At 47.1% G+C, this 12,264-nt stretch carries 9 protein-coding genes; 1 reads left to right on the forward strand and 8 read right to left on the reverse strand.

Annotated features, from left to right (window positions below):
• Nucleotides 1–25: 25 nt before the first annotated feature.
• A complete protein-coding gene (gene glgB / locus WMO75_RS11260; protein ID WP_349078037.1) occupies nucleotides 26–2,317 on the reverse strand; it encodes a 1,4-alpha-glucan branching enzyme in 2,292 nt (763 codons plus the stop codon).
• Between the two features lie 203 nt (nucleotides 2,318–2,520).
• Between glgB and WMO75_RS11265 the strand changes: the two genes are divergently transcribed.
• Complete coding sequence (locus WMO75_RS11265) at nucleotides 2,521–3,492, forward strand: carbohydrate kinase family protein (protein ID WP_118698319.1); 972 nt, start codon at nucleotides 2,521–2,523, stop codon at nucleotides 3,490–3,492.
• A 78-nt stretch (nucleotides 3,493–3,570) separates the two neighbouring features.
• Here WMO75_RS11265 and WMO75_RS11270 read toward each other — a convergent pair whose 3' ends face one another.
• The 7 genes from WMO75_RS11270 to tgt all read right to left on the reverse strand — a co-directional run bounded on the left by WMO75_RS11270 (nucleotide 3,571) and on the right by tgt (nucleotide 12,111).
• Nucleotides 3,571–4,734: a phosphoglycerate dehydrogenase gene (locus WMO75_RS11270; protein ID WP_022214571.1), complete on the reverse strand. Its 1,164-nt coding sequence runs from the start codon at nucleotides 4,732–4,734 to the stop codon at nucleotides 3,571–3,573.
• Nucleotides 4,734–5,816: a 3-phosphoserine/phosphohydroxythreonine transaminase gene (gene serC, locus WMO75_RS11275; protein WP_227221754.1), complete on the reverse strand. Its 1,083-nt coding sequence runs from the start codon at nucleotides 5,814–5,816 to the stop codon at nucleotides 4,734–4,736. Before serC ends, WMO75_RS11270 begins: the two co-directional genes overlap by 1 nt.
• Nucleotides 5,800–7,491, reverse strand: coding sequence for a biosynthetic-type acetolactate synthase large subunit (gene ilvB / locus WMO75_RS11280; RefSeq protein WP_118251357.1), 1,692 nt, complete (start codon nucleotides 7,489–7,491; stop codon nucleotides 5,800–5,802). The genes serC and ilvB overlap by 17 nt, the downstream gene beginning before the upstream one ends.
• 38 nt (nucleotides 7,492–7,529) lie before the next feature.
• Nucleotides 7,530–9,203, reverse strand: a complete 1,674-nt coding sequence (ilvD, locus tag WMO75_RS11285) for a dihydroxy-acid dehydratase (RefSeq protein ID WP_022214568.1) — start codon at nucleotides 9,201–9,203, stop codon at nucleotides 7,530–7,532.
• A gap of 70 nt (nucleotides 9,204–9,273) precedes the next feature.
• On the reverse strand, nucleotides 9,274–10,359 hold the full coding sequence (gene leuB / locus WMO75_RS11290; protein WP_022214567.1) for a 3-isopropylmalate dehydrogenase: 1,086 nt from the start codon (nucleotides 10,357–10,359) through the stop codon (nucleotides 9,274–9,276).
• 197 nt (nucleotides 10,360–10,556) lie between these two features.
• Nucleotides 10,557–10,862, reverse strand: coding sequence for a preprotein translocase subunit YajC (gene yajC, locus WMO75_RS11295; RefSeq protein ID WP_022214566.1), 306 nt, complete (start codon nucleotides 10,860–10,862; stop codon nucleotides 10,557–10,559).
• Nucleotides 10,863–10,968: 106 nt separating this feature from the next.
• Nucleotides 10,969–12,111, reverse strand: coding sequence for a tRNA guanosine(34) transglycosylase Tgt (gene tgt, locus WMO75_RS11300; RefSeq protein ID WP_303223352.1), 1,143 nt, complete (start codon nucleotides 12,109–12,111; stop codon nucleotides 10,969–10,971).
• Nucleotides 12,112–12,264 lie beyond the last annotated feature (153 nt).

Here is a 12,264-nt window from a genome sequence, read left to right on the forward strand (position 1 = left end):
AACTTCATTTACAGCGAATTATTTTTTATGCTGTTTCTTTCGCTACAGTTTTTCTGGTTTTCTTTGGTGCAGTAACTGCTTCTTTTACAAGAACTTTCTTCTCCTCTTTCACTGTAGCCGCCGGTTCCTTGACAGCGGCCCTGGAAGATTTTCTGGAAACGCGAGGTTTCTTTGCCACAGGTTTTTTCTCAGTTTTCTTCACCGGGGCAGAGACTGCTTCTCTTTTCTTGGTCGGTGTGCAGGAAAATACTGTCACGCCAAGTGCAGGAACTTTGAGTTTGATGGAATACTCTCTCTCATCGCACTCATCCTGCTTGCAAGTCTTTCCTCTCGGATTTACCGTTCCCTGTCCGCCATATTCTTTGGCGTCGGTGTTGAAGATTTCTTTGTATTTGCCGAAGAACGGAACGCCTACTTTATAGTCTGTATATGGAACAGCCGCGAAGTTGCATACAACGAGAAGCGTTTCTTCCGGCTTGTCTGTCTTTCTCATGAAAGTCAGGACGTTTTCCTCATATTTCATAAGCTGGATCCATTCAAATCCATCGTACTCATCATCCTTCTGGATCAGTGCCGGATGGGTGCGGTACAGCTCATTGAGGTCATGGATAAATTTCTCCATCTCCTCTGGAAGTTCTTTGCCCGGAGCCATCATGGTACAGCCCGGATGCATCATCATATAGGCATATGCCGCACGAACCTGGCTTAATTTCTGTGCCTCATCTCCCGGAAGTTTCTCCATAAATTCAGCGAGATTTCCTGCCTCACGGTTTCCGAGCGGCAGTACATAATGCTCACAGTAAGCATAGATCATGGACAGAGTGAGCTGATCGTGGACATATTTTCTCTCGATCGGATCTTTGGAAAGGTAAGCAAGAAAATCTCCTGCCCAGTTGTTGTTCCATTTGTAGTCGAATCCGATGTTGTCATCCTCCACGCTTCCGGTGAGTTCGGACCAGAGGCCGTCCTCCTGTGCGATCGTGAGGGTTCCCGGAAGTTTCTTATCAAGGATGGAATTCAGATGTTTCAGGAATTCTACTGCTTCCAGGTTTTCATTTGTTCCGTAGATGTTCGGCTTCCATTGTCCGTATTCCCTGCCGAAATCAAGATACAGCATGGAATCTACATCGTCCAGGCGGAGTCCGTCTGCATGATAAACTTCCAGCCAGTAAAAAGCGTTTGCCAGAAGGAAATCCTTAACCATCGGGCTGTCGAAATTGTAAAGAAGGGTTCCCCAGATCGGATGGATCGCCATGGACGGATCTGGATTCTCATACAACGGTGTTCCGTCAAAAAGCTCAAGACCTCCCTCCACTCTCGGGAAATGAGACGGTGTCCAGTCAAGGATCAGACCGATCCCTGCCTTGTGAAGTTCATTGACAACCTTCTGAAAATCCTCTGGTGTGCCAAATCTTCTGGTCGGTGCATAATAAGCAAATGTGCTGTATTCTCCTGCTTCGTCATCAAGGTATTCCATGACCGGATGCAGCTCTACATGAGTATAGTTCAGTTTCTTTACAAAATCTGCGAGCTCTGCGGCATCCTTCCATTCTGTCAGAGAAGTTTCATAGATGGAGATCGGCTGTTTGCGGTCGCTGAATTTCTTACGCTCCTTCATCCAGGTCTCATCTTCCCACTGGAATACGCTGGTGTCTGCCACAACAGATGCATTTGCCGGTGGAACCTCGGTGCATGCTGCGTATGGATCAGATTTCAGCTCGATCCTGTTTCCCTTGAGTTTCAGTTCATATTTGTAGATATCCCCTGCTTTCACACCCGGGATAAAAAGTTCAAAGATACCGGACATCGGCATTCTGTGCATCGCATGGCATCTTCCGTCCCACGCATTGAAATCACCTACAACACTGACACGCATCGCGTTCGGTGCCCATACTGCAAAGCTGGTTCCTTTAACGCCATTAATCTCCATCGGATGTGCGCCCAGTTTCTCATACGCGTGATAATAAACGCCTGCGCAGAAAGCTTTTTCCTCTGCTTCTGTGATCTGACCGGAGAATGCATAAGGATCTGCAAATTCCTTTGTTTCTTCTCCTTTGGTGACGCGATATTTATAATCCGGGATCTTTCTTCCCGGGATCATTGCTGCAAAATAGCCTGCTTCGTCTTCCTGCTCCATTTCATATTTACGGGAGCCGACCAGAACTTCTGCCTTATCTGCCTCCGGGAAAAATCCCTGGATCAGAACGCCGTCTGTCGTAAGACGCGGAGCCATGACATCCTTCGGAGATGCTTCCTCTCCGTAAACCACTGCTTCAATTCTCGGCCAGTCCATATATTCGTATGCTTTGCTTTCCATAACTACTGCCTCCATTCTGAGATGCTGCTGTCAAACGTTTCTGCAAATGTCATCTCTTTGATAATAGTTTATCATTTTTTCCAATAAAAATAAAGAATAGAACGAAATTTGTTTGACAAAACTGCTCTGGTACGATAAATTGAAACTAGAGTTTTTCTGATATCCAGGAAACAAATTTCAGAAATCCAAGGAGGTTTTTCGTTATGGAAAACAAAACATTTGACGTAACCGCTCTCGGTGAATTACTGATCGACTTTACAGAAAACGGAAACAGTTCTCAGGGCAATCCCCTGATGGAAGCAAACCCTGGCGGTGCTCCATGTAACGTGCTCGCCATGCTGGAACGTCTTGGCAAAAAGACTGCTTTCATCGGCAAAGTCGGCAAAGACATGTTTGGTACACAGTTAAAGACTGCTGTTGAGGAAGTCGGCATTGACACCCGTAACCTTATCATGGATGAAAACTGCCACACCACGCTCGCTTTCGTACATACTTATCCGGATGGTGACCGTGACTTTTCTTTCTATCGTGATCCGGGCGCAGATATGATGCTCACCAAAGAAGAAGTTCAGAAGGATCTGATCGAAGCTTCCCGTATCTTCCACTTTGGAACACTTTCTTCTACTCATGAGGGTGTACGTGAAGCTACACGCCACGCGATCGATCTTGCGAAAGAAGCCGGATGCATCATCACCTTTGACCCGAACCTGCGTCCGCCTCTCTGGAAATCTCTCGAGGATGCCCGTGCGGAGATCGAATATGGCATGTCCAAATGTGATGTATTAAAGATTTCTGACAATGAGGTAGAGTTCATGTGCGGAACCACAGATTATGACAAGGGTGCTGCCATGATCCAGGAAAAATACAACATCCCGCTCATCCTCATCACCATGGGCAAGGACGGAAGCCGCGCATACTACAAGGACATGATCGTAGAGGCAGCTCCTTTCCTCCAGGAAAACACCATCGAGACCACCGGTGCCGGAGATACTTTCTGCGCAAGCACCCTGAACTACGTTCTCGACCACGGCCTTGAGAACCTCACAGAAGAAAACCTCAAAGAACTTCTCACCTTCGCAAACGCAGCCGCATCCCTCATCACCACACGCAAAGGTGCCCTGAGAGTTATGCCGACACGTGAGGAAGTGGAAAGCTTTATCGCAAGCCGTAAATAATTTTTAACGCCATTTATATACAAAAGAATCCCGGACGGTCCATTTCGGATCATCCGGGATTCTTTTGTCTGTATATTCTTATTTGATCACACGTACTTTGGACACGCCTTCGATTGCTCTGAGTTCATCCAGAGCTTCTTTGGATGCTGCGCTTTCCAGGTCGATGATGGTGTATGCATATCCACCACGGCTCTTGTTGGTCATATCCGCGATGTTCAGTCCCTCGCTTCCGAGGATCTTGGTGAACTGGCTGATCATATTCGGGATGTTTTTGTGAGCGATGGTGATACGTCCGACTGCCACGCAGGTTCCCATGTCGCAGTTCGGGAAGTTTACGGAGTTTTTGATATTTCCGTTTTCGAGGAAATCTCTGACTTCTTTGACTGCCATAACTGCACAGTTTTCTTCAGATTCCTCTGTGGATGCACCAAGATGTGGTGTTACGAGGATTCCCGGTCTGCCTGCTACGGTTGCATTTGCAAAGTCTGTTACGTATTTCTTAACCTTGCCGCTGTCAAGAGCTTCTACAAGGGCATCCTCGTCAACGAGAAGGTCTCTTGCGAAGTTCAGAAGAACGACACCGTCTTTCATCTTTGTGAAAGCTTCTTTGTCGATCATCTTGCGTGTGTTGTCTGTAAGCGGTACATGGATGGTGATGTAGTCGCACTGGCTGTAGATCTCATCCAGGGATTTGCTGTGTTTGATGGTTCTGGAAAGGTTCCATGCTGCATCGATGGAGATGAATGGGTCATATCCGTAAACTTCCATTCCCAGATGTGTTGCAGAGTTCGCAACCATGGCTCCGATCGCACCAAGTCCGATGATACCAAGCTTCTTGCCACTGATCTCACAGCCTGCAAACTGTTTTTTCTGTTTCTCAGCCAGTTTGTCGATGTGTTCTTTGTCTTCTTCGTGTGCTACCCACTCGATACCACCAACGATATCACGGGAAGCAAGGAGCATTCCTGCAAGAACAAGCTCCTTAACACCGTTTGCGTTTGCACCTGGTGTGTTGAATACTACGATACCTTTTTCTGCGCATACATCAACCGGGATGTTGTTGACACCTGCACCTGCACGGGCGATGACTTTGACATTTTCCGGAAGTTCCATGTCATGCATTTTGGCACTTCTTACCAGGACTGCATCGGCATCGTTCATTTCTTCTGTCTGTTTGTAATCATCTCCAAACAGGCCGAGACCTGTCTGGGAGATTGGATTGAGGCATTTATACTGGAACATTATGCATTTTCCTCCTCGAATTTTTTCATGAATGCAACAAGGGCTTCTACGCCTTCTTTGGGCATTGCATTGTAGATACTTGCACGCATACCGCCTACAGTTCTGTGTCCTTTGAGGTTTACAAGACCTGCTGCCTTTGCTTCTTTGACGAATTTGGCATCCATGTCTTTGTCACCTGTAACGAAAGGAACATTCATCAGAGAACGGGAAGCCGGCTCTACTGTGCCTTTGAAGAGTTTGCTCTGATCCAGGAAATCATAGAGGATCTTGGCTTTCTCGATGTTTCTTCTCTGCATTTCCTCCAGTCCGCCCATAGCTTTGAGCCATTTGAAGACTTTGCCGCATACATAGATGCAGTAAGCGTTCGGTGTGTTGTACAGGGAACCTGCATCTGCATGTGTCTTATATGTAAGCATGGTTGGTGTTCCCGGAAGGGCATCCTCTGTGATGAGGTCTTCGCGGATGATGACGATTACCATACCTGCAGGTCCGATATTTTTCTGGACACCACCGTAGATGATGCCGTATTTGGTTACATCTACAGGCTCAGATAAGAAGCAGGAAGAAACGTCTGCTACCAGAGTTTTTCCCTTTGTATTCGGAAGAGTTTTGAATTTTGTTCCGTAAATTGTATTATTTTCACAAATGTATACGTAATCTGCATCCGGGCTGATCGGAAGATCGCTGCAGTCCGGGATATAAGAGAAGGTTTTGTCTTCGGAAGAGGCGATCTTGTTTACCTTTCCGTATTTCTGTGCTTCCTGATATGCTTTTTTTGCCCACTGACCGGTAACGATATAGTCAGCTACTCCGTTTTTCATAAGGTTCATCGGAATCATGGCAAACTGCTGAGAAGCACCACCCTGAAGGAATAATACCTTGTAGTTATCCGGGATGTTCATCAGGTCTCTGAGATCCTGCTCTGCATCATCGATGATCTTCTGGAATTCAGGACTTCTGTGGCTCATCTCCATTACGGACATGCCTGTTCCCTGATAATCCATCATCTCATCTGCTACTTCTTTCAGCACAGGTTCCGGCAGTACGGCCGGTCCTGCAGAAAAATTATACACTCTGCTCATTGTTCTTCATATCCTCCTCGTCAAAAACTTCATTCAGACTTGCGCCTGCCGGTACCATCGGGAACACGCTGAGATCCTGATCGATCCAGCAGTCCAGTACTACAGGTCCGTCTGTTGCGAGAGCCTCGCGGATCGCCGGCTCTACTTCTTCCATCTTCGTAACACGGATCGCTTTCGCTCCCATGCCCTCAGATATTTTCACAAAATCCACGGCATCGTCAAGAACGGTGTGTGAATATCTGTGTTCATAGAATAAGGTCTGCCACTGACGTACCATACCCAGTACATGATTGTTCATGACAATCTGTAAAAGCTGTTTATGGCAGCGTACTGCTGTCGCGATCTCATTCATGTTCATTCGGAAACAGCCGTCTCCAGCGATGTTGACAACTGTTTTGTCCGGTCTTCCCATCTTGGCACCGATTGCAGCTCCAAGTCCGTATCCCATCGTTCCGAGACCACCGGAAGTCAGGAAGGTACGAGGTTCTTTGTACTTGAAGTACTGTGCGGCCCACATCTGGTGCTGACCGACATCTGTTGAGATAATTGCATCTCCACCTGTGATTTCGTAGAGTTTCTCTATAATGTATGGTCCTGTGAGCTGGGAATGATCATAACTCAGAGGATATTTGGCTTTCATCTCCTGAATATGCTCGATCCACTCCGGATGCTGTTTTTCCGGAATCATTTCCAGAAGTCTGCGGAGAACTTCTCTTACATCTCCGATTACAGACGCATCTACCACAACATTCTTGTTAATTTCTGCCGCATCGACATCGATCTGCAGGATCTTTGCCTGTTTTGCAAAGGTCTTGGCATTTCCTGTGACACGGTCACTGAAACGTGCACCCAGAACGATCAGAAGGTCGCACTGTGTCACGCCAAGGTCGGAAGTCTTGGTTCCATGCATGCCAAGCATTCCTGTATACAGAGGATCTTCTCCGGAAAAAGCGCCCTTGCCCATAAGGCTATCGCAGACCGGAGCCTGGATCTTATGTGCCAGTTCGCTAATCTCCTTGGAAGCTCCGGAGATCACACATCCGCCGCCGACAAAAATATACGGCTTCTTTGCTTCCTCGATCATCTGTGCAGCAGTTTCCAGATCTTCTCTGCGGATCGTCTCAGTCTCACGGTTGATCGTAGCCGGACGGCGCAGGGAATATTCATAAGTTGCTGCTGTTACATCTTTGGTCACATCCACCAGTACTGGTCCCGGACGTCCGCTCTTGGCAATATAAAATGCCTTGCGGAGTGTGTCTGCCAGCATGGAGATGTCTTTTACGATAAAACTGTGTTTTGTGACCGGCATTACAATACCGGCAATATCAACTTCCTGGAAAGAATCTCTTCCGAGAAGTGGTTTGCCTACGTTAGCGGTGATCGCTACGACTGGAACAGAATCCATGTATGCGGTCGCGATACCGGTAACCAGGTTTGTAGCTCCAGGTCCGGAGGTTGCCAGGCACACTCCGACTTTGCCTGTAGCACGGGCATAACCGTCTGCCGCATGAGATGCACCCTGTTCATGAGAAGTCAGAACGTGGTGGATCTCATCACTGTGTTTATAGAGAGCATCATAGACATTGAGGATCGCGCCTCCCGGATAACCGAAAACAGTATCTACTTTCTGTTCCTTAAGGCACTCAATGATGATCTCTGCACCTGTAAGCTGCATTGTGTTTCCTCCTGTGTATATAAAATGAATGATTTCAGTTATTTTGCTTTCGGCACTTCAAGGATCGCTCCTCTGTTGCCTGAGGTAACCATTGCAGCATATCTTGCAAGATATCCGGTTGTGACTCTTGGTTCACGTGGCTGCCATTTTGCTTTTCTTGCTGCCATCTCTTCATCAGATACTTTGACTTCCAGTTTGAGTTCCGGAATGTTGATGCTGATGATGTCGCCTTCTTCGATCAGGGCGATTGGTCCACCTACGGCTGCCTCCGGTGAAACATGTCCGATGGAAGCTCCACGGGATGCACCACTGAAACGTCCGTCTGTGATAAGAGCTACAGAAGATCCAAGTCCCATACCTGCGATCGCAGATGTCGGATTCAGCATCTCTCTCATTCCAGGACCGCCTTTTGGTCCTTCATAACGGATGACTACAACGTCTCCGGCTACGATCTTGCCGCCTTTGATCGCTGCGATCGCATCTTCTTCGCAGTCAAAGACTCTTGCCGGTCCTTCGTGTACCATCATTTCTTCTACGACTGCGGAACGTTTTACGACACCGCCGTCAGGAGCGATATTTCCTTTGAGGACTGCAAGTCCACCGGTCTGGCTGTATGGATTGTCGATCGGGCGGATAACTTCAGGATTGAGGTTTACACAGTCTTTGATATTTTCGCCTACTGTTTTGCCTGTTACTGTCATGCATTCTGTATGGAGAAGTCCTTTTTTGTTCAGCTCGTTCATGACTGCGTAAACACCGCCGGCTTCATTGAGATCTTCCATGTAAGTCGGGCCTGCCGGTGCAAGGTGGCAGAGGTTCGGTGTCTTTGCACTGATCTCGTTTGCGAAACTAATATCAAAGTCCATTCCGACTTCATGAGCGATCGCCGGAAGATGAAGCATACTGTTGGTAGAACATCCAAGTGCCATATCTACCGTCAGGGCATTCAGAATTGCTTCCTTTGTCATGATGTCTCTCGGACGGATGTTTCTGCGGTACATTTCCATAACCTGCATACCTGCATGTTTTGCAAGACGGATACGTTCGGAATATACTGCCGGAATGGTTCCGTTTCCACGAAGTCCCATACCAAGAACCTCAGTCAGACAGTTCATGGAGTTTGCAGTGTACATACCGGAACAGGATCCACATGTAGGACATGTTTTGTTCTCGAATTCTGTCAGTTCGTCTTCTGTGATCTTGCCTGCTGCATAAGATCCAACAGCTTCGAACATACTGGAAAGGCTTGTCTTGTGTCCGTGGATATGACCTGCCATCATCGGACCGCCGCTTACGAATACAGTCGGAACGTTGATCCTGGCTGCTGCCATCAGAAGTCCAGGTACGTTTTTGTCACAGTTCGGAACCATAACAAGGGCATCAAACTGATGAGCCATTGCCATTGCCTCTGTAGAGTCTGCAATCAGATCTCTTGTTACCAGAGAGTATTTCATTCCGATGTGTCCCATTGCGATACCGTCACAGACAGCGATCGCCGGGAATACGATCGGTGTACCGCCAGCCATTGCAACCCCCTGTTTTACGGCTGCTACGATCTTGTCAAGGTTCATATGGCCAGGTACGATCTCATTGTAGGAACTTACGATTCCGACTAACGGACGTTCCATCTCTTCTTTTGTTAATCCAAGGGCATTAAACAGGGAACGGTGAGGTGCCTGCTGTGAGCCTGTTTTTACTGAATCACTTCTCATTTTATTATCTCCTCTTTATTCAATCTATACGATACCTACGGATTGTTCCGTGCATAGCACTCCTGGTATCTTACACCGCTGCTGCGATCAGATCTCCCATTTCTTTTGTTCCGACAGCTTTGCATCCTTCGGACATGATGTCACCTGTACGGTATCCGTCTGTCAGGACTTTCTGTACAGCTGCCTCTACTGCGTCTGCCTCTTCGTCAAGGTTGAGTGAGTAACGGAGCAGCATTGCTGCGGAAAGGATCGTTGCGATCGGGTTTGCTTTATTCTGTCCTGCGATATCCGGTGCGGATCCGTGGCTTGGCTCATACAGACCAAATTTGGTCTCATTGAGGCTTGCAGAAGAAAGCATTCCGATGGAACCTGTCACCATACTTGCCTCATCAGATAAAATATCGCCAAACATGTTCTCTGTCAGGATAACGTCGAACTGTGCCGGATCATGTACAAGCTGCATTGCACAGTTGTCAACCAGCATATGCTCCAGAGTTACTTCCGGGTAATCCTTTGCAACTTCTTCTACGACTTTTCTCCAGAGTCTGGAAGAATCCAGAACGTTTGCCTTGTCTACGCTTGTGACTTTCTTTCTTCTCTTCATTGCGATGTCAAAGGCTTTGATCGCGATACGGCGGATCTCATTTTCATTGTAGGAAAGTGTATCGATTGCTTTCTTTACACCGTCTTCTTCAATGGTCTTTCTTTCGCCGAAGTAAAGACCGCCGGTCAGCTCACGGACGATGATCATGTCAAATCCGTTGTCTCCGATCACTTCTTTTTTGATCGGGCAGGCTTCTTCGAGTTCTTTGTAAAGGTATGCCGGACGAAGGTTTGCAAAAAGGTTCAGTGCTTTACGGATAGCAAGGAGTCCTGCTTCCGGACGTTTGGACGGCTCCAGTTTGTACCATGGGGATGTCTTTGCATCACCGCCGATAGAGCCCATCAGAACTGCGTCAGAGGCTTTGGCTGTAGCAATTGCCTCATCTGTAAGCGGTACGCCGTGGACATCAATAGATGCGCCTCCAAGCAGTACCTCTGAATAAGTAAAGGTGTGGTTGTATTTCTCACATACTTTATCGAGAACTTTTTTGGCTTCACTGACAATTTCCGGTCCGATTCCATCTCCTGGAATCAATGCAATCTTGTATTCCATCTTTTCATTTCCTCTCTCTGCATCACACGAATCTTGCGCAGAGTCCTTTCCTCATGGATATTGTTATTATAATAACGCACTTTCTGGCACTTTTCAACCCTTTACTACGTAAAAGTTAGAACGTGTTATAAAAGTAAACGATTTTTATAAAAAAAGAAGTGCCGCATCTGACGCAGCACTTACTTTCTTATTTGCAGTTATGCGGATGCCTGTTCTGCCTTCTCCACCTCTGCAATAGCCTGTTTTCTCATTGGGATACGGCAGTTCTTGTTATTGCCGAATTCTACAATCACATCTTCTTCTGTCATGTCGATGATCACTCCATAGAAGCCGCTTGTGGTAACGATACTGTCACCGACTTCCATGCTGTTGAGCATTGCCTGAAGTCTCTTCTGCTCTTTCTTCTGAGGACGGATCATCAGGAAATACATTACTCCAAAGATAACAACCATCCATAAAATCATCATACCCATGCTTGCGGTACTGCTTGCTGTGCTGCTCATTTATGATTCCTCCTGTTCTAACTTACATTCCTGCTATTCAGGAACACTATACACTATCATACACAAAAAAGCCTTTTACTTCAAGTATTTTTCTGCATTTTGTGTGTTATTTCTGTTCTCCTGCTGCAAATCCTTCCAGACGCATTTTTTTGTAATCAGCAAATCTGCCTTCATCCAGTGCATCGCGGATTTCTTCCATCATATGATTATAGAAGTACAGGTTGTGCAGAACGCAGAGACGCATTCCAAGCATTTCTTTTGCCTTGAGAAGATGGCGGATATAGGCTCTGCTGTAATGGCGGCATGCCGGACAGCCGCAGCCCTCCTCGATCGGACGGGTATCCAGTTCATACTTTGCATTGAACATATTCATCTTGCCGTGGTTGGTGTATACATGACCATGACGACCGTTACGGCTCGGATATACGCAGTCAAAGAAATCAATTCCTCTCTCTACGCCCTCAAGAATATTCGCCGGTGTTCCGACACCCATAAGGTAAGTCGGCTTATCCTGTGGAAGATATGGTACAACAGCATCAAGGATGCGGTACATCTCTTCATGGGTCTCGCCTACGGCAAGTCCGCCGACTGCATAGCCGTCCAGATTCATTTTGGAAATTTCTTTGGCGTGTTCGATACGGATATCTTCATATACGGCTCCCTGGTTGATTCCAAACAGTAACTGTTCTTTATTGATAGTATCCGGCAGGCTGTTGAGACGGTCCATTTCTTTCTTGCATCGTGCAAGCCAGCGGGTGGTTCGCTCTACAGACTGCTGTACATAGTCTCTGTCTGCCACGCTGCTCGGACATTCGTCGAATGCCATGGCGATCGTAGATCCCAGATTGGACTGGATCTGCATGCTCTCCTCCGGTCCCATAAAGATCTTGTGTCCGTCAATATGTGACTGGAAATGTACGCCTTCTTCTTTGATCTTGCGGAGTTTTGCAAGGGAAAACACCTGGAATCCGCCGGAGTCCGTCAGAATCGGACGCTCCCAGTTCATAAACTTATGAAGTCCTCCAAGCTGCTTCACGATCTTGTCACCAGGACGTACATGGAGATGATAAGTATTGGAAAGCTCCACCTGTGTTCCGATCTCATAAAGATCCTGCGTAGAAACAGCTCCCTTGATCGCCCCGATCGTACCCACATTCATAAACACCGGTGTCTGGATCGTACCATGCACAGTCTCAAACTGAGCCCTCTTCGCACGCCCCTCCGTTTTCATTAATGTATATTTTGCCATTTTTGTTCCTCTTTCTGTATGATTTGCATTTGATTTTAAGTATACCAGACAGAAGGAAAATGGTAAAGGGGAATGTTTGGATGGGTGGATGGTATGTATGTTACGGAGATGAGGTGTGCGGGGTGGGGCGAGGTTCAAGACATAACTCTTTTC

This window comes from Blautia intestinihominis (assembly GCF_040096655.1).
Classification (GTDB): Bacteria; Bacillota; Clostridia; order Lachnospirales; family Lachnospiraceae; genus Blautia_A; species Blautia_A intestinihominis.

Excerpts from the sequence above, each read along its gene's own strand:
- serC (WP_227221754.1), bottom strand. The coding sequence starts at position 5,816 with ATGAGCAGAGTGTATAATTTTTCTGCAGGACCGGCCGTACTGCCGGAA.
- glgB (WP_349078037.1), bottom strand. The coding sequence starts at position 2,317 with ATGGAAAGCAAAGCATACGAATATATGGACTGGCCGAGAATTGAAGCA.
- yajC (WP_022214566.1), bottom strand. The coding sequence starts at position 10,862 with ATGAGCAGCACAGCAAGCAGTACCGCAAGCATGGGTATGATGATTTTA.
- tgt (WP_303223352.1), bottom strand. The coding sequence starts at position 12,111 with ATGGCAAAATATACATTAATGAAAACGGAGGGGCGTGCGAAGAGGGCT.
- ilvD (WP_022214568.1), bottom strand. The coding sequence starts at position 9,203 with ATGAGAAGTGATTCAGTAAAAACAGGCTCACAGCAGGCACCTCACCGT.
- leuB (WP_022214567.1), bottom strand. The coding sequence starts at position 10,359 with ATGGAATACAAGATTGCATTGATTCCAGGAGATGGAATCGGACCGGAA.
- WMO75_RS11265 (WP_118698319.1), top strand. The coding sequence starts at position 2,521 with ATGGAAAACAAAACATTTGACGTAACCGCTCTCGGTGAATTACTGATC.
- ilvB (WP_118251357.1), bottom strand. The coding sequence starts at position 7,491 with ATGCAGCTTACAGGTGCAGAGATCATCATTGAGTGCCTTAAGGAACAG.
- WMO75_RS11270 (WP_022214571.1), bottom strand. The coding sequence starts at position 4,734 with ATGTTCCAGTATAAATGCCTCAATCCAATCTCCCAGACAGGTCTCGGC.